The 25,984-nt window shown below is 38.4% G+C and carries 21 protein-coding genes and 1 tRNA gene; 7 read left to right on the top strand and 15 right to left on the bottom strand.

Annotated elements, in window-relative coordinates:
• The 3 genes from IAE19_RS00905 to IAE19_RS00895 all read right to left on the bottom strand — a co-directional run bounded on the left by IAE19_RS00905 (position 1) and on the right by IAE19_RS00895 (position 3,517).
• Positions 1–924 (bottom strand): sce7725 family protein, encoded by a 924-nt coding sequence (locus IAE19_RS00905; protein WP_200459067.1) that lies wholly within the window; start codon positions 922–924, stop codon positions 1–3.
• Positions 890–1,768 (bottom strand): sce7726 family protein, encoded by an 879-nt coding sequence (locus tag IAE19_RS00900; RefSeq protein WP_200459066.1) that lies wholly within the window; start codon positions 1,766–1,768, stop codon positions 890–892. The genes IAE19_RS00905 and IAE19_RS00900 overlap by 35 nt, the downstream gene beginning before the upstream one ends.
• An 885-nt stretch (positions 1,769–2,653) precedes the next feature.
• Complete coding sequence (locus IAE19_RS00895; RefSeq protein WP_200459065.1) at positions 2,654–3,517, bottom strand: alpha/beta fold hydrolase; 864 nt, start codon at positions 3,515–3,517, stop codon at positions 2,654–2,656.
• Positions 3,518–3,881: 364 nt separating this feature from the next.
• On the opposite strand from IAE19_RS00895, the gene IAE19_RS00890 reads away from it, so the two are divergent.
• A complete protein-coding gene (locus tag IAE19_RS00890; protein WP_200459379.1) occupies positions 3,882–4,043 on the top strand; it encodes a hypothetical protein in 162 nt (53 codons plus the stop codon).
• A 135-nt stretch (positions 4,044–4,178) separates the two neighbouring features.
• On the opposite strand, the gene gloA is transcribed toward IAE19_RS00890, so the two are convergent.
• On the bottom strand, positions 4,179–4,793 hold the full coding sequence (gene gloA / locus IAE19_RS00885; RefSeq protein WP_265092528.1) for a lactoylglutathione lyase: 615 nt from the start codon (positions 4,791–4,793) through the stop codon (positions 4,179–4,181).
• A gap of 138 nt (positions 4,794–4,931) precedes the next feature.
• On the opposite strand from gloA, the gene IAE19_RS00880 reads away from it, so the two are divergent.
• Positions 4,932–5,007 (top strand) — tRNA-Thr (locus tag IAE19_RS00880).
• Positions 5,008–5,034: 27 nt separating this feature from the next.
• Here IAE19_RS00880 and IAE19_RS00875 read toward each other — a convergent pair.
• The 5 genes from IAE19_RS00875 to IAE19_RS00855 form a co-directional block, all read right to left on the bottom strand.
• Complete coding sequence (locus tag IAE19_RS00875; RefSeq protein ID WP_200459064.1) at positions 5,035–5,853, bottom strand: SAM-dependent methyltransferase; 819 nt, start codon at positions 5,851–5,853, stop codon at positions 5,035–5,037.
• Positions 5,854–5,857: 4 nt separating this feature from the next.
• On the bottom strand, positions 5,858–7,156 hold the full coding sequence (locus IAE19_RS00870) for an FAD-dependent oxidoreductase (protein ID WP_200459063.1): 1,299 nt from the start codon (positions 7,154–7,156) through the stop codon (positions 5,858–5,860).
• 559 nt (positions 7,157–7,715) lie between these two features.
• Positions 7,716–8,264 (bottom strand): single-stranded DNA-binding protein, encoded by a 549-nt coding sequence (ssb, locus tag IAE19_RS00865; RefSeq protein ID WP_200459062.1) that lies wholly within the window; start codon positions 8,262–8,264, stop codon positions 7,716–7,718.
• Between the two features lie 51 nt (positions 8,265–8,315).
• Entirely contained in the window at positions 8,316–9,680 is a 1,365-nt protein-coding gene (locus IAE19_RS00860) for an MFS transporter (protein ID WP_200459061.1), read from the bottom strand.
• A 143-nt stretch (positions 9,681–9,823) separates the two neighbouring features.
• The gene (locus IAE19_RS00855; RefSeq protein ID WP_200459060.1) at positions 9,824–10,903 is read right to left on the bottom strand and encodes a DUF475 domain-containing protein; all 1,080 of its coding nucleotides are present in this window, start codon (positions 10,901–10,903) and stop codon (positions 9,824–9,826) included.
• 196 nt (positions 10,904–11,099) lie between these two features.
• On the opposite strand from IAE19_RS00855, the gene tenA reads away from it, so the two are divergent.
• Positions 11,100–11,771 carry a thiaminase II gene (tenA, locus tag IAE19_RS00850; RefSeq protein WP_200459059.1) on the top strand — a complete coding sequence of 224 codons (672 nt, stop codon included), beginning with the start codon at positions 11,100–11,102 and terminating at the stop codon, positions 11,769–11,771.
• A gap of 136 nt (positions 11,772–11,907) precedes the next feature.
• On the opposite strand, the gene IAE19_RS00845 is transcribed toward tenA, so the two are convergent.
• Complete coding sequence (locus IAE19_RS00845; protein ID WP_200459058.1) at positions 11,908–12,252, bottom strand: GlpM family protein; 345 nt, start codon at positions 12,250–12,252, stop codon at positions 11,908–11,910.
• A gap of 204 nt (positions 12,253–12,456) precedes the next feature.
• Here IAE19_RS00845 and IAE19_RS00840 point away from each other — a divergent pair, with 204 nt between their 5' ends.
• Entirely contained in the window at positions 12,457–12,831 is a 375-nt protein-coding gene (locus IAE19_RS00840; RefSeq protein ID WP_200459361.1) for a hypothetical protein, read from the top strand.
• Positions 12,832–12,919: 88 nt separating this feature from the next.
• Here the strand turns inward: IAE19_RS00840 and IAE19_RS00835 are convergent, their stop codons facing one another.
• Positions 12,920–13,273: a DUF1304 domain-containing protein gene (locus tag IAE19_RS00835; RefSeq protein WP_200459057.1), complete on the bottom strand. Its 354-nt coding sequence runs from the start codon at positions 13,271–13,273 to the stop codon at positions 12,920–12,922.
• Positions 13,274–13,468: 195 nt separating this feature from the next.
• Here IAE19_RS00835 and uvrA point away from each other — a divergent pair, with 195 nt between their 5' ends.
• Positions 13,469–16,300 (top strand): excinuclease ABC subunit UvrA, encoded by a 2,832-nt coding sequence (gene uvrA, locus IAE19_RS00830; protein ID WP_200459056.1) that lies wholly within the window; start codon positions 13,469–13,471, stop codon positions 16,298–16,300.
• A 641-nt stretch (positions 16,301–16,941) separates the two neighbouring features.
• Here uvrA and IAE19_RS00825 read toward each other — a convergent pair.
• On the bottom strand, positions 16,942–18,651 hold the full coding sequence (locus IAE19_RS00825) for a sensor domain-containing diguanylate cyclase (protein WP_200459055.1): 1,710 nt from the start codon (positions 18,649–18,651) through the stop codon (positions 16,942–16,944).
• 1,136 nt (positions 18,652–19,787) lie between these two features.
• On the opposite strand from IAE19_RS00825, the gene omp33-36 reads away from it, so the two are divergent.
• The gene (gene omp33-36 / locus IAE19_RS00820; RefSeq protein WP_200459054.1) at positions 19,788–20,690 is read left to right on the top strand and encodes a porin Omp33-36; all 903 of its coding nucleotides are present in this window, start codon (positions 19,788–19,790) and stop codon (positions 20,688–20,690) included.
• 53 nt (positions 20,691–20,743) lie between these two features.
• Here the strand turns inward: omp33-36 and IAE19_RS00815 are convergent, their stop codons facing one another.
• Both IAE19_RS00815 and IAE19_RS00810 read right to left on the bottom strand, forming a co-directional pair.
• A complete protein-coding gene (locus IAE19_RS00815; RefSeq protein ID WP_200459053.1) occupies positions 20,744–22,717 on the bottom strand; it encodes a BCCT family transporter in 1,974 nt (657 codons plus the stop codon).
• Between the two features lie 174 nt (positions 22,718–22,891).
• Positions 22,892–23,590, bottom strand: coding sequence for an ion channel (locus IAE19_RS00810; RefSeq protein WP_200459052.1), 699 nt, complete (start codon positions 23,588–23,590; stop codon positions 22,892–22,894).
• Between the two features lie 198 nt (positions 23,591–23,788).
• Between IAE19_RS00810 and IAE19_RS00805 the strand changes: the two genes are divergently transcribed.
• On the top strand, positions 23,789–24,163 hold the full coding sequence (locus tag IAE19_RS00805) for a hypothetical protein (protein WP_200459051.1): 375 nt from the start codon (positions 23,789–23,791) through the stop codon (positions 24,161–24,163).
• 103 nt (positions 24,164–24,266) lie between these two features.
• Here IAE19_RS00805 and IAE19_RS00800 read toward each other — a convergent pair whose 3' ends face one another.
• Positions 24,267–25,982, bottom strand: a complete 1,716-nt coding sequence (locus IAE19_RS00800; RefSeq protein ID WP_200459360.1) for a cation acetate symporter — start codon at positions 25,980–25,982, stop codon at positions 24,267–24,269.
• Positions 25,983–25,984 lie beyond the last annotated feature (2 nt).

Here is a 25,984-nt window from a genome sequence, read left to right as displayed (position 1 = left end):
CTACGAACCTTTCTCATTGTTCAAATAATCAACAAGGGTTTCAATATGATGTTTAATACAAATTTTTTTAACTTGCCCTAAACCAGGGAAATGTCGTTTAATATTTAATGTTATAAATTCCGAAAGTGCTGTAGTTTTAACAAAAGGAACTGAGCCAGTTTCTATGTCTTTAATTAAAAGCTGTAAAGCACTTAAAAATTTGGCCCCTGGTTGTGCAGGAGTTCCATCTTCGTAAGATAGATAATGCCTAATAAACATTTCGTTAAATCGCTTAGGATCAATATAAGAAACGTGTATCGTCACAACATATGCCGGTCCACCAGACTCTGAAAAGTCTTGTCCAGTAATTGTGTAGTCACTAAAGCCTACAACCAAATTTTGATACGGTTTATTATAGTATGTGTGCAATGCTGAAAAAGAAGACTCTTCAGGATAATCAGCGTTCCGTAGTTGACTTCTAAAGAAATCACCGCACAATACCACGTTGTGCAATAATATCAATACGTTAGGTGAAATATCATGATTAACAAATGTAAGTACAGCTTCTTTTGACTCTTGAATTACCTGCTGATCAATTCCTCTAGTAACAAATAGCGCATATTCTCCCAACGCTTTAACCTCTGAAGGTACTCCATCAATACTATCATGCAAAATAAAACATGGTATGTATTGCAGATCAGAACCATGATTTAAACTATCAGTAATATTTGAAAATTGACCCTTAAACTCACCAATAACAGGATTAATAATGATAAGTGGTTTAATATTATTGGTATTTAGCTCTAAAACTGCTCGTCTAAGTGCTGATAAATCTTCTCGAACAGGCTCAATAACAGGGCAAAAATGATTTTGCAATGAAAGAGAGGCTAGCTCTCTCAAAGCTAAAAACTCATTGAGTTTCCCTCTCAAGATCGGATAATACATACAACCCCTCATTATTATTAAAGTACTTTATCAATGCATCCATTTCACTTTTTCTGAATCTATAACTAATAGCTGCATTTGCTAAAGAGTTTGGCAAATTATTGATCAGTCTATCATTATTTTTCCTAGATTTTTTTAGAATTTTAATATATTTATTGCTCAATGTTTTATCATCCGCAACACTCTCTATTACTGAGAGGCATCCGTGATACAACAAAGTATTAGGTAAGTTAATTTGCTCACCAGTTAGCAATTCTGCCAACTCTTTATACTCATGTTGCCTCAAAGACTGCATTAATAGCGTTTTATTTATTGGGTTGGTTCTATTTTGTGCTTTACGTACCATTTTGAGGGTACACCTTTCACTAAGCTCTAAAATACCAACACCAAACGGTGCCAACTCTAATACTGCCTGTTGAAACTTAGAAGAGCAAACGACATACACCTCATCAAAAAGTTGCGTATACGACTCTAATTGATCAGCCAACCTAACTAATGAGTCATAGTCTGTTTTAATCTCATAACAAGTCGACTTACCATTCAGAATGACGCAATCTGCCTTATTCACGCCAACTCTAAATTCCGTTAACATTGTTGCAGTATTTAGCGAGTGCCTACCAAGTAATATTTTTCTTACAATTAAGCTCTTATAGTAATATTCGTTTTGATAGTGATTTTGCAAATAGCTAAACGCATGCTGGTAAAAATCTCTAAGTGAAATCTGGTCGTCAGAGCAAAAGTATTTGCTGGCAATTTTTTCAACATAGGAAAAATTACCATTAGAAATTTCATTAAGAACACTGCTATTAAACACTTTAGCAATAGCCCTACTATCCAAGCTCATTGATTGCCAACCATTGATAACACCTCGCTAAATTTTCTCTTGAAATGATAAACCCTAAACATTTGTAAGTCATCCCGTAACAAAAATTCAAGCCCCAAATAAAGCTCTAACCAGTTGTTAACTTACATTAGGCATAAAACTTGTTAAATAGCCTCGATAGAAGCCCCCTAGGTAGAATGTATTTGATATCACAACTCTTGATGATCAGTAGACTCATTACGGGACTATGGCGCATGTAGCTTCTTAGAGATACTTTTTTTTAAATAGTTATCTTGCCCCGCTCTCGATCATAAATAGAAATCTTACTTTTCCAAACAATAATTTTCCCTACTAAGCCAATAGTTAATTTATATTTTCTATTTTCAAAACTAATAAATTATGCATTGACAACATGAGCTAAATCATTAGTTTACAATCGCTATAAATGACAGGATATGTGTCGTCTAAATTTAATAATTTTTAAAGACTGGGGGACGATTGGGGGATAAAATAATATTTATATTTTTTTAATTTAATTTTATCAATAATTTAACCTTAAAATATGACTCCCTCTCTCGCCAAGATGACTTCTAACAACATTCTATGTTGTCCTAAAAAGCTTGAATTTGAAGGATTCAGGCTTTTTTTGTTCTAATACAATCTGACCCAAACTATTGCAATCTTGATATAGTTGGGGGGTATTACACACTACACTGATAAAAGTGCATAAATATCAGATCGATACAACTCTGATTATTCTTTAAAATGCAGAATAAGGCCTACTTGGGTGGCAGGCCAAACTTATAAATGCAAATCAAAATTTGAAGTTAAATCTACAATGGATTTATCTAAAGTATGTTTATCTGCGATTTTTAATAAGATGCATTTTTCAACACCTTTTTAACATTAAAAACTATCTACATGTCTGTTCAGACCATCTGCTAGAAAGTTCAGTAAATCCTCAGCAACTCGTTCCTGTTGAGTAGCTAAAACACCATGAGGTTCTCCGTCATATTCGATGAGTGTCGCACTTGGAATGGCCTTTTTGACTGCATGTGCACTAACGTCTATGGGAACTGTTTTATCTGCGGTTCCATGAATGACCAATAAAGGCACAGTGAACGCTGCTAAATCAGTTCGAAAATCTGTATAGGCAAATGCCCTGACACAATCAACGGTCGCTTTTAGGCTTGCTTGCATAGCAACTTGAGTGTTCCACTTTAGAAACTCATCGCTTACCGCACGACTCAGCAATCCAACCCCATAAAAGTCTTTAAAGAAATTACTATAAAATTTTGGGCGCTCATCTAATAACCCTTCGATCATACCCTGAAAGATCGAACCATCGACACCTTCGGGATGATCATCTGTTTTTAATAGAAAAGGTACAACTGACGAAATGAGAGCAACTTTTTTGATGTCTTGTGCCTGATAACGACTTAAATAACGTGCGATTTCGCCACCACCCATTGAAAATCCAACAAGCGTAACATTGCTCAATTGCTTGTCTTCAATAACACCGCGTAAATCGTCAGCAAAAGTATCATAATGATAACCAGACCAAGTCTGCTCAGATCGTCCGAAGCCACGTCGGTCATAGCTAATTACACGGTAGCCAGCCTCCACAATTTTCATGGCAATCCAGTCCCAGCTATCTGAAGACAATGGCCAACCATGGATTAAAATTACGGGCTCGCCTTGTCCCCAGTCCTTGATATAGAGCTGTGGTTTTGTATCTAATGCTTCGTATTCATTTTCATTGACTGACATGCGTATTATTCCTTAAAGATGACATACGCTTTTGAATGTACGGCTGAAAAAGCAGAATTGATAAAGCTAAAATGTTGATATTTTATACAGTACGTGACGCTTTGTGGACTTTCCGTGATTTCTTTTATTAACTCTAGTTATGATCAAAAGCATGCATAATGAATAAAATCAGGCGCTGCATTGAATATAAAAGTGAACAATTAAATAATGAGGTCATCATTGAGTCACATTATTAATGCAAAATCTACATTTCGTTGCGAATCGTATTACATGAACAACAGCACTTCAATATTTTATGATTTAGATCAATGCTATCTTTGCTTTCATTCATCATTACAACAATCAAATCATCATGAAAACTGAAATGACTACGCAATTATCTTCGATTATGGCAATGTGGGAATTCTTCAATGAGAACTTACATTTTAAACTTTCTAAATATGAGTTTTCAGAAGGTGGTATTAAAGTGATTTATGTTGCAACTCAAGTGCAACAATCTGAATCAAAGCCAAGCCGATTGTCATGAGCGAAGCTTAATTCACCTCAAATATTTCGTATAGCCTTTGATCCTTTTTTGACTAGATGGCTTCTTATTAAGGAACTTTTGTTATTGCAAGCTTGATAGAATTCAGGGATAAAATTATTTATCCCCTTTTTTTACTTAAACACCAATTAACGGCGTCGGTTGTAAAATCTCAATCCAATAATTATCTGGATCTTTAATGAAGGCCACATAATTCATACGCCCCTCACTTAAACGTTTTTGAAAATTTACCCCTAACTGTTCAAAACGCTCACACTCTTTCACTACATCTGGTACAGAAACGCATAAGTGGCCAAAACCGCGTGGTTCGCTATTACCATTGTGATAATGAAAATCTGGATCATTTTCAGTGCCATGATTTAAGGTCAATTCCAATACACCAGACTGGCTCAATACCCATTGTTTGCGTTCGATATCATTTTCAGGAATTTCATGCAAATGACGACGAACCAAATAAACAATGGTAAAGGCAGCCTCATCAAATACCTGCTCATACACGGGTACAAAACCTAAAACTTTGGCATACCATTGAATCGATTCTTGCAGGTTTTTTACCCGAATCATGGTGTGGTTAAACACATAGTCTTTGGTTTGCGGATTTTCAGATGTAGGAAGATTAAATTTGGTCAGTAAATCTTGTAATGCCATAATGTGCTGCTCCATCCAATTTCGGGAGAGAAGTAATTTAAGATAGCGAAACTTTAACGCATCGCCAAATTCAAATCCAATCATGATCAGAGCATAGTTTCATAAATACACATTTTTGAAAAAGGCTTAAAGATTTTTTATTTACTATATGTTCAATCTTCAAACAATTACACTTTTTAGACTTGTTTTTTTTGATAGCTTAGGTAAAATTCACGCCACGTTGCCGGCATAGCTCAGTTGGTAGAGCAACTGACTTGTAATCAGTAGGTCCACAGTTCGAATCCGTGTGCCGGCACCATTTATTTTCATAATTATAAAATCCATTCTAATTTTTTACTGCACTAATTTGCATATAGCGAACAACGCCTTCCTTGTTTAAGTAATCACATAATTTTGCTGTAGTCTGTATTTTTAATTGTGCCAAATCTCTATTCTTTTTACTTTTGTTTGAAGTAATAAACCCTGCAAACCCACCCAATACAAATTCAGTTAAATCCACAATTTCAATCTGCCTGAACCCATGCTGTTCAAGCTGCTGTCGAGTCATTTGTAATGAGTCAAGCTGATGGAGATCTACATCAGCAGCTTTTAGTAGATAATTATATTTTTGTTTTTGTAATACAGAAAGTTGCTGCCATTTCTCAGAAAGCACCAAATAGTGGAAACCCAAACGCCCCTGCCCATTTAAAATTGGCTGGACTGCATTTAAAAATAAATTTAAATCACTATGATAAGCGGCATCAATACATAAAATGACATCAAAAAGCTGCCTGAAATAAAATTGATTTAAATCTAAAAATGAGCCCCGCTGTATATGTTGAAGCTGCGGTAATTTCTGCTGAATCAGTTGGATATGATTTGCTTGTATCTCTACCGCACTTATATTCTGCACATGATAATTTTCAATCCAATGTTGCAGACTTGCTCCCTGCCCACAGCCCAAATCCAGTAGTCGATCCGTTGCCGTCAACTGAACTGCTTTTGCCAATTGATCTGCCAATTGGCAACATGCATTTTTATAATCTGTTGTATTTTTCCAGTATCCCAGATTACTCCATGCCAGAGTCCGCTCATCTCCCAATCGTGCTGCATCAATCGCATATTTATGAGGAAGTTTACCGATCAAAGCATGAAGTAATTTCATCCTTTTAGTAGCCAAGTTGAGGCGCAATCTCTACTTCGGGTTTTAGCCCAACAAACGGTAATGGTGCATTAAAGATTTCAGCAATATGCATAGCAGAAGTCACCGCAGACTCTAAAATAGGTAAACCATCACACGACCAAGAACCACAATAAAACACCTTACGATCTGGCATTTTATGACGTTGCTGCAATTCTTTATTTAACGCGACTGTTTTAGAGTCTACCACCGCACGTGTCAATTTGACTGTAGAAATAATTTTCTTGGGATCAATTTCTGTGACTGGTCGCCATGTTTGAAAGACAGGATTTTTTCCAACCAATGTCGGTTCAACCGCATTCATCCAGACTGTAAATTGTTGGCGGGTAAATTTACGATCCATCATATAACTCAGTACGGACCAGTCTTTACGACGTGGTGGCATTACCGAAGTATCCGTATGAATCACAAGTTCGCCATCTTCAAAACGGAACTGCTTTAATAAAGCGATATCGTCTGCAAACTGTTCTGGATTTAAAAATTCATCAACTTTGGAAGTCGGCGTAGCAACAATCACTCGATCATATGCCCCCTGTTCACCCTGACTATTGATCACTAGAACTTTTTGGCCTTGTTCCTCTACCTGAGTAATAGCTGACCCACTACGAATATCAATGCCATCAATCAAACGGTCAACAAAAGCAGGCGTTCCACCCTGCATCCGTAATAAGGCATCCCCATCCGTCAATTGACGTAAAAATGTCAATAACGGTTTAGCCGGCCATTCGCCAATGGTTTTAGGATTACATGTACAAATAGTGTATAACACAGGCATGACAGCACCATGCCAGAACACTTCTTCAATATCATTCTGATTAATAAATTCAGCTAACGTGATATCCTGATTTTTAGATTTAAAAAATTGATTGATCGCAGTTTTAAGCTGTAACATGCCTTTGACCAAACGCCAGCCGTACTGCTTAATCCCTTTTCTATTATTAATAATTGGAAAGTTTCCAATACGGCTTCGGGTAGTCGTCAACCATGTTTCGGTACGGTCTTCAAATAACCAGCTACACGCCATATAAGTACGTACTGGAAACATTTTCATACCCAGATGCGTAGCCAGACTTAGAGTATTCTTCCATAAATAAGGATTCATAACACGCAAAGGAGCATCAATGACACCACCTTCAAACTGAATGCTATGGCTATCCATTCCTCGACCTGAAAGGGCTTCAAATATCGTAACCGTATGTCCTGCATCTTTTAAAATTCTTGCGGTAGCAAGACCAGCCATTCCGCTACCGATAATTGCGATATCCAAAATTATGATCCATCAGTTGAGAATTTTTTTGATTATGACTGATCGTCAGGAAAAACACCGTATTAAAATCTACCAGTTTTTCTTACTCACTCAAATAATAGAATAAAAAACAATCAAATAAAAATGTGACTTTAATCACATTTTAAACTTCGCCAAATTACTGAAATTATTGCGCTTTTAAAATGATTTTAGATAAAAAATTGTGTAAAAAAAATGAGATAAATTAACCAAGTGTTTGATAAAAATTTTACAATGGTTTTCATTTACGATAAGATGAATACATAAAAATGTGAACTAAATCACAAAACAACCTTTCTAATAAAATCTAAAAACGATAACGAAGAAATTACAGCGAAAAAGCCCTTTCTCGAATTTGATAAAGGGCTTTCTTCTTTCATGGCTTCCTGCTAGTTCATTCAAAGTATGGCTTATTGAATAGCCCAAATTGATCTCTTCATAACAATAGAATGGATCATTCACTTTCTTTACATTTGCAAAAGGTCATAAAAAAGCCTCTCTAGCCACAACTAGAAAGGCTTGATGTATCAGAATTAATCAATTAAAATGGTAAATCATCATCTAGGTCGGCAGGTGCTGGTGCAGCAGGTGCTTTAGGCGCAAAACCACCTGGATTATTATTCCCTGCATTGCCATAGCCACCACCCTGATTAAAGCCATTATTATTTTGGCCATAACCTGACTGCTGTGGAGCATTATTATTAAAACGTGGCTGATTAAAATCATTACCACCACCCATTGCCTGATCCCCTTGCTGACGAGAATCCAACATCTGCATTTGTTCTCCACGAATTTCGGTGGTGTAACGCTCTTGGCCGTTTTGATCTGTCCACTGGCGAGTACGCAAAGAACCTTCGATATATACTTTTGAACCTTTACGCAAATATTGCTGTGCAATTTCCCCTAAACGATTATGCAATACAATACGATGCCACTCGGTTTGCTCTTTACGCTCACCTGTATTTTTATCTGTCCACGATTCACTGGTCGCAATCGAGAACTGGGTCAAAGACCCTCCATTTGGAAAAGTTTTGGTTTCTGGATCACGTCCTAAAGTACCAACTAAAATAACTTTATTCACACCACGCATTAGCTAATTTCTTCCTATGTATTTCTGTGTTTTACTTTATAAGAGTTATGCTTAAATGGCTACCTCTGAGCCTATCAAGTGCGTTAAATGTTGTCGCGCAGCATCATCAATAATCTGCTTATCAACTTTTATATACGCTACTTTTTGCTCAGTCATCACCACAACTTCTTCAATACCACGAATTGCCAATAGTTTTGAAGTCCATTCATCTGTTTGTTTTAATTCAGGTAAGGGCAAGACGATTGAAGACAAATACCGAGGTTGCGCCAGACCAAAACTAATCAGCAGCCAGATGATAGCAATGCCCGCCAAAATACTCCAACCTAGCGAAGTATTATGTAACATTAAAAGTTGTCCACCTAACACACCACCAAAGAATGCTCCTAAAAACTGGCTACTGGCATTAATACCCATTGCTGTTGCTTTGGACTGAATCGGTGCAGACTTGGACAGCCATGATGGCAATAATGCTTCCATCACATTGAAAGCGATAAAAAACAAACCCAATCCTAAAAGCAGAATATATTTGGATTCATAGCCAAAAATTAAAATGAGTAAGCCTGCAATAATGCCAAAAATTGCTGTTAGAAAAATGCCACGCATTTTGCGATATTTTTCAGCAACAATAATGCTTGGAAAAGCAAAAAACAGACTAATCACTAAAAGCGGCAAATACACCATACCATGCTTAGCCAGTGGAATATCAGCAAAATCAATAAGTTGTGATGGAACATAGATAAACATGGCCGTCAGCAACAAATGCAGCGAAAAAACTGAAACATGCAGCCGATTTAGTTCGCCCATCTGAATGACTTGTTTAAGTTGTGCAAGATAACCCTGTCGAAAATTACGATGATGGCGAGTAACTTTTGGCACCAGCAACAACATAAAAATGGCAGCAATCCCCATAATCGTCGTAACCCAGAATAGACCTGAGATACCCACGCGACTGGTCAACCATGGCCCTAAACTAAATGCCACTACAAAGGACAGCCCAATACTCATACCCATCACGGCCATCGCCTTAGTACGCTGCTCTTCACGAGTGACATCCGCAAGAAGAGCCATGACCACTGCCGATACTGCACCAGCACCCGCAATAGCACGCCCAATAATCACACCATAAATAGTATGGGACATCGCTGCAATCGCCCCGCCCAATGCGAAAAGCGCCAGCCCTAAGATGATGAGTGGTTTACGACTAAAACGGTCTGCCCACAAACTAAACGGAATTTGTAGAATTGCCTGACTTAAACCATAAACACCCACAGCTAGCCCAATCAGCGCTGGGGTTGCATATTGGTAAGACTGACCTGCAATAGAAAACACGGGGATAATCATGAACAATCCCAACATCCGCAAGGCAAAAATACTGCTTAATGCAAAAGTTGAGCGACGTTCTATAGCATTCATCATCTTATTACGCTGAATTTAACCTGTACAAATTATAGGGTATTCACACCAAAACTTCGCTACATTCCTTCAATTTCTTGTGAACATAAAACAAAGCAGGGTGTAGAAACACTCTGCTAATTTAGTTCATTAGACTGAATATTTGCTTAACTCAGTGGTTGATGTTTACGATATTGAATCGATGCAATCACTGCCCAAACTATAAATGCCACTCCAATTAAACCAGTCACTACTTCCGGGACATGCACACCTGTACCACTGGCCAACATAATAAATGCTAAAGCACCAATCGCGTAATGCGCACCATGCTCAAGAAAAATATAAGCATCCAATGTCCCTTTTTCCACGAGATAAATCGTCATGGAACGCACAAAGATCGCGCCAATCGCCAGACCTAGCATGATAATCACCACATCACTGGTAATCGCAAATGCGCCAATCACACCATCGAAACTAAATGAAGCATCCAAAACCTCAAGATACAGGAAACCACCAAAACCCGCTTTGACTATTCCTGTAACTGCTCCATTTTCATCATGTTTCACCGCATTGCCATCTTCATCCACCTCGGGTTCACCCCCCAGTAAATGACTGAGTACTTGTACACCAATATAGATCACCAACCCCCAGATGCCAGCCATTGTCACGACCAAACGCTTGTCATCTTCAACTTGCGCGGACATGATCAGCAACGCGATTAAAGCAATAAATACCGACATGGCTGGAACACTGGCCAGATGCGACAGTTTTGCCTCAAGCCATCTGAACCAATGTGTGTCCTTACCATCATCAAAGAAGAAGTTCAGAAATACCATTAACAGGAACGTGCCACCAAAGGCTGCAATTTCAGGATGATGCTCCATTAAGCGCTGGGAATAAGTCGCAGGATCATTCAGTGCCATTTGCACCACTTCCAGCATCCCCATATCCGCTGTTACAGCGACAATTACGATGGGAAAAATTAACCGCATGCCAAATACGGCAACAAGAATACCTACAGTTAAAAAGATCATTTTCCAAAAATGATCCCAATTGCGTAAAACTGAGGCATTAACCACGGCATTATCAAAAGACAAAGATACCTCCATCACCGCTAGGATTGCAGTAATGGTCAAGGCTTTAAACATAGTAGAGATACCCGCCTCTGGCCCATGGGTATAGCCCCAATAGGCAGACAAAGCCAGACAAATCACAGTAAAAAAAATGGAAAAACGAAAATGCTTCATGAGCGCCCTGAATCAAAAAATATTAAAATTAGGATTTCGCCGCATATTATGCGCGTTTTGATATCGCTTGCAGATGACTTTTATCATTTTTTAGTAAAATCTTAAGGAAAAATTAATAAAGGATCTCTACAGCCTATTCAATACAAAACTTTGTTATAGTCCAGCCAGAATATCTTTTATTTTAGAGCAAAAATAGATGCGCTTTACCCAAGAACTTTGGCAAAACAATAGTGAACTTTATCAAAAAATATTAAACCTTCCTTTTAATCAGGAACTCGCCGCAGGAACGTTATCTGCTGAAGCATTTTGTCATTATGTTATTCAAGATGCCCACTATTTACTGTCCTATGGCCGTGCTTTAGCAGTTGCTGCGGCGAAGGCGTTTGATGCCGATGATGTCATTCAGTTTTCAGAGGCGGCCAAAATCGCCATTATCGTAGAACGTAGTCTGCACAATGACTTTATGCAGCATTTTGACATTAGCAAACACCAATTTGAAACAACTCCTCTGACGCTTGCCTGTCATCATTACACCTCATTTTTAACGGCGACCGCATGGTCCGAAAGTTATGCAGTGGTATTAGCAGCGTTACTGCCCTGTTTCTGGATTTATGCAGAGGTTGGTAAAGATATTGTTGAAAAATCTGTTGCCAATAATCCCTATCAAGCATGGATTGACACCTACTCTGGAGAAGAGTTTCATACCGCAGTACATAATGTCATTGCGACCGTTGATAAAGTCGCGGCCCGTTGTGATGATGATACCAAAGCCAAAATGCACGCAGCTTATACCATGGGCGCAAAACTGGAATGGCTATTTTGGGACAGTGCTTATCAGCAACGGCAATGGATGGGATTAACTGACTGATTTAGCCATTCTGATAGTTTGAAAATAGTGTACTTCATGCTGATCGAATTAATTGATCCAGATGAGCATGAAGTCATTCTTCCTCGTCCCGTAGAAATTCACTTTTAGCAGTAGCTTTATGTCTTTAAACTGAGAACTAGGGAGAATAAAAGGACGTCCAGCCATACAGTAAAACTGCCGCAGCCAAAACCCATGCCAGTGTCGCCAAACTTAAACAAGCACCAATCGATACACGATCGGCAAGGTAATACACCATGCCTAAATAAATCGCGTACGGAATCAGTGACCACAACCCAAATAAAGCTGTTTTACGTAACGCCTCCGCGCCTTGTTGTCCAAATACAATGACATGTGCAATCAGTGCAAAAGTGGGAAATAAAGGCACTAAACCTGCAATATAAAAAGATCGGCTTTTAGATAATAAAGAAATGAGCAATACAACTGCTGCGCCAAGTGTGCATTTAAAGAATAAACCGAGCATAAGAACAATAACGCTTGAACAATGTCAGCGAACTTACTCCTTTTCCTCATAAAATAGAAGACCACCACTGCTCACATTAAAATGATGTCATTGTTTTTACAAAATCGGCTTGCAATTTTGAGCAAGTTCAAGCATCCTTACTTGATAATGATTATTATTTACTTAGCTTGAATGTTTATAGCGCCTCGGTAATGGGAGAACATGATGCTTATAGAAACTCAAGGTAGTGAGGCAATGAATGCAATGATCACATTGCGTCAATGCTGGTTTGCAAATGAAGAAATTTATATCAATAAAGGCTGCTTACATTGTGGTTCTGCAGCAACTTATCTGATCTATTTTACCAACCGAAAGATTCAAAAATTAATGCTCGATTTTATTGCCAAATATAATTGCAATCATCCTAAGCGAATCGACTTAATGGATCTCGAACACTTTGAACAAGACTATGAGCAGTTACTGTCACAACTTGAAGCTCAAGTGATCCATTATTCTTTTTCGCAGCACAATCAACCAAAAAGAATTGCCTTTGAACAGATTGAATCTATTTTTGAACGTGATTTTGCCGTGGCTTGCTAAAGCATAATTATTATAAAAAGACGCTCCCATTTAACTCCAAAGCACAGCAAAGACTGTGCTTTTTTTTGAGCAACTTAATTGCATGCAATTAAAATAAATGGACGACCAATAATGTCAACAAAGCTGGTATTGCCTGTATATAGATAATTTTTCGACTTGCCGTTAATCCCCCATAAACCCCTGCAACTAAAACACAGCCCAAAAAGAAAGTTGCAAGCGGCACAGCATAACTTACGGGAGCAAACAGTGACCAAAATAAACCTGCTGCAAGAAAACCATTATATAAACCCTGATTTTGTGCCAGAACTTTGGTCAGTTTTGCTTTTTCCAGACTATTGCCAAATGCCTTAAGTCCATAAGGCTTATCCCACAAAAACATTTCCAGTACCAAGATATAAACATGTAACAATGCAATCAGCGTTATAAGAATTTTAGCAAGCATGTTGATGATCCTATTTTTTGATCAAGTTCATTTTTAGAACTATAAATATAACCAATTTATCAGCGACTGTATAAAAGTTTTATGGTGTTTGTTTTCAACCGACACAAATTGACGCATAAAATGGTAAATTTCATGCTTGAACATTTTTCATGCGCTATCATATATACCTTTTTAAAATTCGTTTAGGATCATTTTATGAGCCAAAGTCATATCCGTATTCGAGGTGCGCGTACCCATAACTTAAAAAACGTGTCTCTCGATATTCCACGCGATAAGTTTGTGGTGATTACGGGACTCTCAGGCTCAGGTAAATCCTCTCTAGCCTTTGATACCTTATATGCTGAAGGTCAGCGCCGCTATGTGGAGTCGTTGTCCGCCTATGCGCGTCAGTTCTTATCGCAAATGGAAAAACCTGATGTCGATGCTATTGAAGGGTTGAGTCCAGCAATTGCAATTGAACAAAAATCAACCAGCCACAACCCACGTTCTACTGTAGGAACAATTACCGAAATTTATGACTATTTGCGCCTACTTTACGCACGTGTAGGTACGCCTTATTGTCCTGAGCATGATTTGCCGATGGTGGCACAAACCGTATCTGAAATGGTCGATGCAGTAAAAGCACTGGAAGAAGGTACTGCTTTAATGTTACTCGCGCCTGTAGTCCGCGAGCGTAAAGGTGAATATTCACAACTCTTTGAACAATTGCAAGGTCAGGGTTTTGTCCGTGCACGTGTCGATGGCGAAATTATTGATATTGATAGCCCGCCTGAACTGGATAAAAAGAAAAAACATACCATTGAAGTGGTGGTGGATCGCTTTAAAGTACGTGATGATTTAGGTAACCGGATTGCTGAATCCTTTGAAACAGCATTGCGTTTAGGCAGTGACCTTGCGATTTTATCGTGGATGAACGCTGAGCAACCTGATCGAGTCTTTTCTGCCAAGCATTCCTGCCCTGAATGTGATCGTGCTGTAGCTGAACTTGAACCACGCATGTTTTCATTTAATAATCCATTTGGTGCTTGCCCTGTATGTGATGGATTGGGAACGCGCAGTCATTTTAGTGCAGAGAAACTTATTCCAAGTCCTGATTTATCTTTAAGTCAGGGAGCGATTCGTGGTTGGGATCGTCAACGTCCCTATTATTATTCAATGTTACAAAAAGTGGCTGAGCATTTTAGTTACTCATTGGATGAACCGTGGAATAAATTGGATAAAGATGTTCAAAAGAAATTTTTATATGGCACCGGTAAAGAAAAAATTGACCTGAGTTATATTGATGAACGAGGCCGTCGTCATAATCGCGTCATTCCCTTTGAAGGAGTCATTACTCATCTGGAACGTCGTTATCGTGAAACCGAAAGTAATTATGTACGTGATGATTTAGCTCAGTATTTATCTAATGCTGCATGTGATGCTTGTGGTGGTTCACGCCTAAATGAAATTTCTCGTCATGTCAAAGTTAAGGACAAAACCATTGCCGACATTACCAGTATGTCTATTGGCGATGCAGAAAGTTATTATCAGGATTTGAATCTGGCAGGTGCAAAAGGTGAAATTGCCGATAAAATCTTTAAAGAAATTCGAGAGCGTCTCCACTTTCTGGTCAGTGTCGGACTTAATTATTTGAGTTTGGCACGCTCAGCCGAAACTTTATCGGGCGGTGAAGCGCAGCGGATTCGACTGGCCTCACAAATTGGTGCAGGTTTGATGGGCGTTATGTATGTTTTAGATGAACCATCCATTGGCTTGCATCAACGTGATAATGATCGGTTATTACAAACTCTGATTCGTTTACGCGATCTGGGCAATACCGTTTTGGTCGTTGAGCACGATGAAGATGCGATTCGCGCTGCTGATCATATTATTGATATTGGCCCTGGTGCTGGTGTGCATGGTGGAGAGATTATCGCCGAAGGAACTGCGGATGAGCTGAAGAAGCATAAGGACTCTTTAACCGGGCAATATTTATCAGGTGCTTTAAAAATTAAAATACCTGAGCAACGTCTACATTCACCTACGCCTGATCAAAAAATTAAACTTTCAGGTGCAGCAGGCCACAACCTGAAAAACGTTGATCTTACCATTCCCCTTGGAATTATGACGTGTGTAACAGGAGTTTCTGGTTCAGGCAAATCGACATTAATCAACCGTACCTTGTTGCCATTAGCCGCAACTCAGCTCAATGGTGCAACCACACTCACCGCAGAAAAGTTTGATTCTATCGAAGGCTTACAACATTTAGATAAAGTGGTCGATATCGACCAGAGTCCGATTGGGCGTACACCTCGATCAAACCCTGCAACGTATACAGGCTTATTTACTCCAATTCGTGAGTTATTTGCACAAACCCCTGAAGCCAAAGCACGGGGTTATGCAGCAGGTCGTTTTTCCTTTAATGTCAAAGGCGGACGCTGTGAAGTTTGTGAAGGTGATGGCATGATTAAAGTTGCCATGCACTTTTTACCAGATATGTATGTACCCTGCGATGTCTGTCATGGGAAACGCTATAATCGCGAGACGCTAGAAGTCACATATAAAGGCAAAAATATTTCTGATGTACTCGAAATGACGGTGGAAGATGGTGCAGAATTTTTTAATGCAATTCCTGTGATTCATCGTCGTTTGGAAACATTGACCCAAGTTGGATTAGGTTATATTCGTTTAGGTCAAGCTGCTACCACGCTTTCAGGCGGTGAAGCACAGCGTGTCAAACTGGCACGCGAACTGGCTAAACGCGATACAGGTAAAACCTTATATGTGTTGGATGAACCCACCACAGGGTTACATTTCCATGATATTGCCAAGCTTCTTGACATCTTGCATGAGCTACGCAACAAGGGTAATACCATTGTAGTGATTGAGCATAATCTGGATGTCATTAAAACTGCCGACTGGATTATCGATCTGGGTCCTGAAGGAGGTTCTGGTGGTGGTCAGATTATTGCTGAGGGTACACCAGAACAAGTCGCTGAAGTTGAAATTTCACATACAGGGCATTTTTTAAAGCCAATGTTGAAATAAACTTAATCGATCAAAATATTTAGTATTCAAGGATTGAGCTATAGAATTGGCTCAATTCGTGTTACGAATATAAAGTTGTCTTCATTTTAAAATTAGCTTTCTCCAAATATCTTGTTTAATTAAATTTGAAAGCATATGATTTCTATTATCAATAATTTTAATTAAGAATTACTTTTCATATTATTTTTTAAAGAGATTTTTTCATGTTATTGGATTATTTAAGATCGTGTTTAAAATATAGCTTTATCTGGTTTCTTCTTCTATTTATTATTTTTTTAATATTAAAACTGACTCAACTCTTTGAACAAGATCAGCTTAATACTGCTATCGAACTGTTATCTTATTTAGGTTTAACAATTTTAGGATACATTTTTACGCTTAAAGCACCTGAAGTAAAATATATCCATGCAAGCGTTGTATCACTTCTTTTTTGTCTATTAATCGCTACGAGTGCAACTTTATTCAAGATGCCCTTAAAGACCATTATACTGTATAGCCTTTTGCCTTATTTTTTATGTCTTTCGATGGGTATACTCGGTTACTGGATATTTAACAAATTTCTTTCACAACAGCCTCAACATTAAATCATAGATTTACTCTAAAACATTTCTAGTAAAAATGTTTTAGCATTTCCCATATTCTTATGTACCCTCCACCACATTTTTTCCTTTGGCCTTTGCTCTGAGCAAAGCCTGATCGGCTTTTTGGAATAAAGCCAACCAATTATCAGCTCCCACAGTAACCCCAATGCTGAGCGATATCTGTATCGGCACTTCAAAGTCAGAAACAGAAATTTTCTTTTGATTTAATTTAAATCTAATATTTTCGGCCAATTTCAAAGCCTGTTCTAATTCAACATCTTCCATTAAAACCAAAAACTCATCCCCCCCATAACGAACAATCAGATCTGAACTCCGTACAGAAATTTTTAATTCTTCTGCCACCAGTTGAATCACCTGATCCCCAACCATATGGCCATGTTCGTCATTGACCCGCTTAAAATTATCAATATCAATAATCATCAGGCAAAGTTGCGATAAAGTCTGCGGATGCTGGGCTAAAATCGTTAAATAATCATCCAGCGCCAAACGATTAGACACACCAGTTAGAGCATCCGTATTGGCAATATTGCGCAGCTGAAACTCCAATGCATCACGCTGCTGTAACATACGCTTTAATTTTTTAATTGCACTAAATAACAAAGCAAATTCGTCTTTTTTACCCTGATGATCACTCGAACTCTCGACAACTCCATCTGAAAGTTCAAGAATTTGTTCTTGGGCTTGAATCAATGGATGAATAATACGTCTTTGCGCAAAACTCATGGTAAATAATGCGACGACAACAGATACAAGTGACAATAATAAAGTCAGAATAAACTGGCGCTCAGCTTTTTCCTTACGGTTTTCGGCAACATCTACACTGACGTCCAAAAGATATTTTTGTAAATTGACCACGGGCGCAAATTTATTGACGATACGCTCTGTTAATTGGGTACCAGTCATTGAATAAGCTTCATGACGACGACTTTCATCTAAAAGCTCGGAGACTAAAGCCACGCCTTGCTCTAAAAACTCATGCTTCAGTTGATCATGGAGTTTTTCATATTCTGGAGTTTTGGCATATTGCGGTTGTAAAGTATCGATCAAATTCCAAAGATACAACGCCTGATACTGCGTCTGAAGTGAACGCGCTCGATTCATATCCGGAATTTGCTCACTAAAACTGACAGGCGCAATAATATTAGAAGCCACTCTGCCCGCTTGATCGCGCAAATCTGACAGCAATAAAATCATGGTGATATAGTCAGAAAGCTGATTATCTACACTGTTTCTTTGAATCACAAATGCCCGTAAAATTTCACGGTAACTGTCCCAAGCAGCAAACATAGCCAGAACAGCATGATCATATTGCACTGATGTACGTGAAATATCTGGAAGTGCTGCATACTCATCGACCAAATCACGTGCTATTTTTAAATCATGTATCATGTCTTGCTGCAACTGAACCGCAACCTGATTTTGACCAATGACTTCCAGCAAAGCCACATTTTCACGAATATTTTGGTCTACCCCTTGTCGATATTGCTCTAATGCTTTTCGATAAAAGTCTTGCTTGGCATAGGAACTCGACATCAATTTATTCGCAAAAGCCCTCTCTCTTGAGATTTCATTGGCGGTATGGGCCAATAATTTTAAAGATTGAATCCCAATTAAATCTTGTTGAGCAGACCGAAATGCTTGATAACTATTAATAATCAAAGGAAAACAAATACACAGTAATGACAAGATAATCATCGCCATAAAAAGAAATAAGCGCTGACGAATAGACCTCAAACCTAACTTTTGCATATTTAGGTACGACTCCCCACGCCTGTGTCCGGATCCATATATCAACTGTATTATTTTCGATCTAATTGATTATATTAGCTTAAAAACTGCCTAATACCTAATACAAGGTTAATGATGAACACATCGCTTTAATTTATTGATTTTTCAAATAATAATTCCAGTAAGTAAACCGTATATTTTAAATTACTTGTGTTTAAATGTCTTCTAAGCGTGCAGCAATCCAATTCAAACACGAAAAACTCAGACACTATCTAACAAATCAATTAAAAAAATTAAAATAATCAATTTTACAGATTAAAAGTCTAAATTCATAATTAACACATATTCAGGAGTTATTCTTCTTTTATAGATTAAGCAATGTCCTTCGGATGTGCTTCCCTACTAATATCCTTTTCGGCCCAACCACTCTCTTATCGGTTGGGTTTTTTTTATCTTAAATTTTAATGGCGAGCTATTTATAACTCCTAAAAATTGATTTATCTCATAAAAAAAGCCCAGCCTTGGGGAAAGCTGGGCATATAAAAGTTAAAACTTTAAAAACAATTTCAGTGGAGAATCTATAGACCAAATCCAAGCAAAATAGTCAAGATTCAATAATGATATTATCTAAATAAATTTGCTAGATGTAAAGCGCATTTACGCAAAATAGTATGTTTTTTCCATGATTTTTACCATTCTTTACAGAGACCATCACACTTATTTAATTTGAATGTTAATTTTTTAACCGTTTTATACGTTTAACCCCCTTAATGGTGCATTTTATTATTCCCAATATGTGACACAATTAACTTTTTATTGTTTAAATTTATTTAAAGTCACAAAAATTTGGTTTAGAAATACAAATTTATTAAAGTTTTTAACAATAATTTCATACAAATTGATCAGTTTTTACAATTAAAAATCTGTCTATTTTTTATTCTTAATGCAAATTCTAGTTCAGTTTTTTATAGGATAGCTAATTGTAAAGAATGTACTTTTTGCAGGTTGACAACTTTTGTTCCAAATGAACACTTTTTAATCAAGCACTTAAATGCTCTTGAGCGGCAATCAGTGACCGTCCTTTCTATCATTGACTTCATAATTTGTTACAATACAATGACGGCAGCTTAATTTTCTTGTTAATGCTGGAAACTATTATGAAAAAACTCGGTTTAGCCACTGCTTTACTTTTAGCCATGACCGGTGCACAAGCGTATCAAGTTGAAGTTCAGGGACAATCTGAATTCGTAGATACAACGGCAAATGATAAAAACTTTACAGGTGACCTTAACGGTACATTCTATTTTAAGGATGTTGATGCGTCTAAAGGCCCTTTAGCAGAAGCAGCATTTTTAAATCAAGCGTCTAGCGTTTCTCTTGGTTATAGCTATCAGCAATACGATGAAAAAGACGGTATTAATTACAATATTGGTACCTATGGTGCAAAAGGTGAAGCTTATCTTCCAACACCTTATGTTCCTGTCTATGCAAGCGCATCATATAACCACACAGATGCTGATGGTAAAAATGCTATTTCTCGTGATGACCACGGTGACCGTTATGCATTAGAAGTTGGTGCAATGTTGCTACCTAACTTTTTAATGGCAGTGGGTTACACCAGTGTTGCTGACCAGTTCTCTTTAGACACTTTTGGTATCATGAATAATGGTATCTATTCTGCAGTAAATCAAACTGCAGCTATTCAGGACGACCAAGACGCAATTACTGCACGTGCTAAATATGTTGGCCCTATTGATGGCACAAATATGGCTGTTGGTTTTGAAGTTGCAGGTGCATTTGGTCAAGAAAACCAATACGGTTTAAAATCTGATCTTTACTTGACACCAAAACTCAGTGTGGGTGCTACATTTATCGGTAACGATGGCGAAGCAAACATCAAAGGTGATGACCTTGGTCGCTTTAAACAAGCTTGGGGTGGTCATGTAAATTACTTCATTACTCCAGCAGTTGCTGTAGGTGCATCTTATCTGAAAGCTGATGTGAAAGGTTCTGACCTTGACACTCAAACTATCGGTTTAAATGCAAAAGTTCGTTTCTAAGTAAACTGAATTTTAATAAAAAAAGAGGACTCTATATGAGTCCTCTTTTCATTTTAGTTGGTTCTCATCACATTTAAGAAATAAAGGTGACGTTCATACTGGTCAATAATATCCTGGATTAGATCTTCCTGTGTCCAGTCCATAACATCATAGTTTTGCCCACCTTCACGTAAGAAAACTTCAGCCTGAAAATACTCATCAATCTCTTGTGCATCAAGATTATCCACCATAAAACTTGGGGGAACTGTTTCACGTGAAACCACATTATAAATAAAATTAATTTCATCATGATGATCGACTTTAAGTACCAGACCATTTTCAGTATCTTCAATTTTTGCAGTTAAATGTCGACGTTTAAATTCTTTTTGAATACTTTCAAATGCTTTCTTAACAGTGTTCTGAATATAGTCATCTACTTCCTGCTTATTATGCGGATAATGCATAATTAAACCGAGGCGTTGCTGCCAACTTCTTGGATTCTGAATGGCACGTGGCGTAGTTCTTGCCTCTTGAATGGCCTGCATTTTGGTACTATCAATCCTCAATGCCTTAACCAAGCCCCAACAAATTAAAAGCATAATCACGGTAAATGGCAATGCACTCATAATCGTTGCAGACTGTAATGCGGTTAAGCCACCTGCCAGCAATAAAATAATTGCCAGTGCAGCCATGACCACAATCCAGAACAAACGCTGCCATACCGATGAGTTTTCAGATTTAGCCGTTAGATAATCCACAACTAACGCCCCTGAATCCGCAGAAGTGACAAAAAATAGCATGACCAAAATGGTTGCCAATAAACTCATTACCCCAGACAAAGGTAAGGTTCCCAGAAACGCGAATAATGCAACGGATGAATCACCCTGAATAGCTCCAAGTAATCCTGTATTTCCTTGATGAATTACACTATACAATCCAGCATTGCCCATGAACCCCATCCAGATTAGAGTAAACCCAGTCGGAATAAATAAAACACCGATGATAAATTCACGAATGGTTCGCCCTTTAGAAACCCGAGCAATAAACATACCGACAAATGGAGACCAAGAAATCCACCATGCCCAATACATAATCGTCCAGCCACCAATCCAGCCTGTAGGTTGATAGGCATAAAGATTAAAGGTCATATCAAACAGGTTAGAAACATATTGCCCTGCATTTTGAATGGTGGTTTGAAGGAGGTAAATCGTTGAGCTGGCAAAAAACACAAACATTAATAAAATCAAAGCCAGAACCAGATTAAGTTCGGCGAGACGTTTAATCCCTTTATCCAGTCCCAATCCAACAGACAGTCCAGCCATCGCACTGACCACGATAATCAGGATCACCTGTGAGGTTGCGGTTGTCTCTAAACCGAATAAATAGTTTAACCCTGAACCGATTTGAGTGACGCCGAAACCAAGCGTTGTGGCAACTCCAAAAATGGTTCCAATTGTTGCAAAAGTGTCTACTGCATCCCCTGCTGGCCCATAAATTTTCTTGCCAATCAACGGATAAAGTGAGGAGCGAATTTTTAAAGGTAGATTATGCCGATAGGCAAAATAAGCCAGTGATAAAGCCACGATAGCGTAGATTCCCCACGCATGTAGGCCCCAATGGAAAAAGGTAACACGCATTGCTTGCTGCGCGGCAAGAATCGTTTCCGGCTCTCCTGTCGGGGGCGTGACATAATGCATGATCGGTTCTGCAACCCCAAAAAACATTAAACCTATCCCCATTCCTGCTGTAAATAGCATGGCGAACCAAGAGCTATTACTATATTCAGGCTGACTATGATCAGGACCTAATTTAATTTTACCGCTAGATGAACAAGCAATCACAATCAATAAAATCAAAAAAAGAGCAACGGATAATACATAAAACCAGCTAAACGATTCGGTAATCCAGTCTTTAAGCTGTTGAGTCAATAACTCAAATGAATTAGGCGTAACAATGACAATTGCGAGAAAAATCGCAATGATTGCAAGTGTACTAAAAAACACATTTGGATTGATATTACTCATCCAAGATGACGTTTTGGAAGGCATACATCCCCCAGATTATTTTTAATAAAGACGTGATCATCACAATCACACAAGACAACACAAAAAGTGAAAAATGTATAAGAGCATGCTTATCTTTAAAGAACAGCAACTTGACTCTTAACTTTTATATTTTATGGAGAGTTTCCATAAAGAACGTTGTAGAGCTGTAACAGAATTTTATTGATCTTTATGCTCGGATTGTTTTGGCATATGTCGAATATACTGAAGCGCAATCAGACGCGAAACAATAACGGCCAAATACATGACACCACCAAACATCTGAATAATGGCAATCACTCGCGCTGCTGCACCAGAAGGAACAATATCTGAAAGACCCGTTGCAGATTGGAGACTAAAACTTAAAAACAATAAATCTAGCCAGCTTTTTAAACCCGTATAATCAGCCTTAATAAAACTGGTTGGCACAATCAACTGACAAATATTATAGAGAAATGCGAACCCCCAGGCGAGTAAAGTAAATACAGCTCCTGCAGCAAACAGCTCATCTTTGGTCAGATAACGATCAGCAAACATATAACGCAAAAGACCATACGCTGCATAGAAGTAAGCCAGACTTTCAAAACCATGCGCCATAATTTGTATAAATGGCTCACGATAGCCTAATAAAAGCAGAAAAGAGAATACGAAAGCCCCACTAACAAATAACAACCCCAATGCGGTAAAAGCAGGTGACTGTCGAATGACTTTTGCGATAATCAGTAACGCTAATGCTCCAAGCACCCAGCTAATGGCACGATAAGATAAATGACTATTATTGGTTAAGGATGAAAGAATTAAAATAAACAACTGCACGAGTAACAACCATGCTGAAGGCAATAAGCGAAAGCCTTGCCAGAATTCTTTCAATGTCTGCATTTTATATCCAGTATTGTTGTTTTTTAACAAAAAAATTGCTTCAAGTTCTACATTTTCAGCTCATCTTCGCTTGGCTTATGGCATAAAGTAAAGAGTGTCTATGTAAAAAGTATTTCACAGAAAATGCTCAAAATACTGCAACTTGTTACAGCCTAATATCGCATAATATTTTGAAATAATTCAATAAGGTGATAACAAATGAAACGCGCTTCACTATTTTTCACTCTAAGTTTGGCGTTTGTTTTGACAGCTTGTGGTAAAACCAACCCTATGCTGGAACAACATCCTGACTATATTGGCGATTGGCAAAGTAGCACCGATACCTTAAAAATAGAAAAGAACGGTCAAGTGACTTATAAACATAATGAACATCAAGATCAGAAAACCCCAGAGAGTGAAGTCAGCTTGACAGCACATTCTGATATTAAAGCGACCATTACCGAATTTAATGATAATAGCTTTGAAATTGGACAAGGCGAACTCAGCAAAGGCTTTAAAGTTGACCATGCGCCCTACAAGGAAAATGGTCAATGGAAAATGCAAATCAATGGCCAAGTTTATACCAAGAAATAAGATGCCCTAAAATATATCGGCATAATGTCAGCTTTCATTGATTAGAAAATAAAAAGACTGCCTTAAAAGGCAGTCTTTTTAGGTTTGACTTATTGATCAGATATTAGTGATCTGAAGCACCAGAGATCCCGACCCCTGTCATTGAGCGAACATATTGTGCATCAAATGCTTTACGTTCTGCTTGAGCACGTGCTGAGTTATCCGTAATAGAGAAGAACCAGCAGCACAGGAATGACAATGGCATTGCAAAGATTGCAGGGCCGTTGAATGGATTAATTGGTGTATCAGAGATCTTTAACGTATCGACCCACACTGCCTTAGACAGAATAATAAGTACCACAGCAGTTGTTAGACCTACTACACCACCGATGACTGCACCACGTGTAGTTAAGCCTTTCCAGAACATCGACAATACGAGGACTGGGAAGTTGGCACAACACGCAACCGAGAAAGCCAAACCGACCATGAATGCCACGTTTTGCTTTTCAAACAAGATGCCTAAAATCATCGCAAATATAGCAAGTCCCATTGTTGCAATTTTAGACATGCGTAATTCAGACTCAGGTGTAGTTTGACCTTTTCTAAATACGTTGGCATATAAGTCATGTGAAATCGCAGATGCGCCAGACAAGGTTAAACCAGCCACCACCGCAAGAATCGTTGCAAAAGCCACCGCTGAAATAAAGCCCATGAACAAGTCACCGCCCAATGCATCACTTAAATGCACCGCAGCCATGTTGTTACCACCTAAAAGCTCTAATTTACCTGTAACTGCTGCTTTAGCAACATCAAGAAATTGTGGATTGTTTGATACGAATAGAATTGCACCAAAACCAATAATGAAAGTAAGCAAGTAGAAGTAACCAATAAAACCTGTCGCAACCACAACTGATTTACGAGCTTCTTTAGCATCTTTTACAGTAAAGAAACGCATCAAAATATGTGGCAAACCTGCTGTACCAAACATTAAGGCCAAGCCTAGAGAAAGCGCATCAATCGGATTGGATGCCAAACTACCTGGCCCCATGATTTTAGCCGCATCTTCAAAGCTAATATGACGTACAGTCGAATAGACATCAATTGCTTGGTTAAACATATTGCTGAAGCTAAAGCCCACTGCTTTCATAACCATAAAGGCCATGAAAGTTGCACCAGAAAGTAAAAGTACTGCTTTAATGATCTGTACCCATGTGGTTGCTAACATGCCGCCAAAGATCACGTAAGCCATCATGAGCAAGCCTACAATTACCACTGCGATATTATAGTTCAAACCAAACAACAGTTTGATCAACTGCCCTGCACCCACCATTTGTGCAATCAGATAGAATGCAACAACCACTAGTGAGCTAAACGCAGCCAAAGTACGCACTGGTTTTTCTTCCAGACGGAATGACACTACATCGGACAGGTTATATTTACCCAGATTACGCAAACGTTCTGCAATCAGGAATAAAACGATTGGCCAACCCACCATAAAACCGAGTGAATAAAGTAAACCGTCAAAACCTGAGCTAAATACCATCGCGGAAATACCGAGGAAAGATGCGGCAGACATGTAGTCCCCCGCAATCGCCAGACCATTCTGAAAACCAGAAATGCCCCCGCCTGCAGTATAGAAATCTTTGGTATTTGTGGTTTGTTTAGCTGCCCATTTGGTAATGAACAAGGTTCCGCCCACAAAGATCACAAACATAATGATGGCATGCCAGTTGGTGGCTTGCTGCTGCGCCTGACCCAGATCAGGACTTGCCATTGCGACTGTGGATAACATCGCAGTGACTGCCATAATGGCTTGGGCCTTAAATGAATTCCATTTCATCA

The sequence above is a fragment of the Acinetobacter sp. S40 genome (genome assembly GCF_016624705.1).
Classification (GTDB): domain Bacteria; phylum Pseudomonadota; class Gammaproteobacteria; order Pseudomonadales; family Moraxellaceae; genus Acinetobacter.
This window is presented reverse-complemented; position numbering and strand designations above follow the sequence as displayed.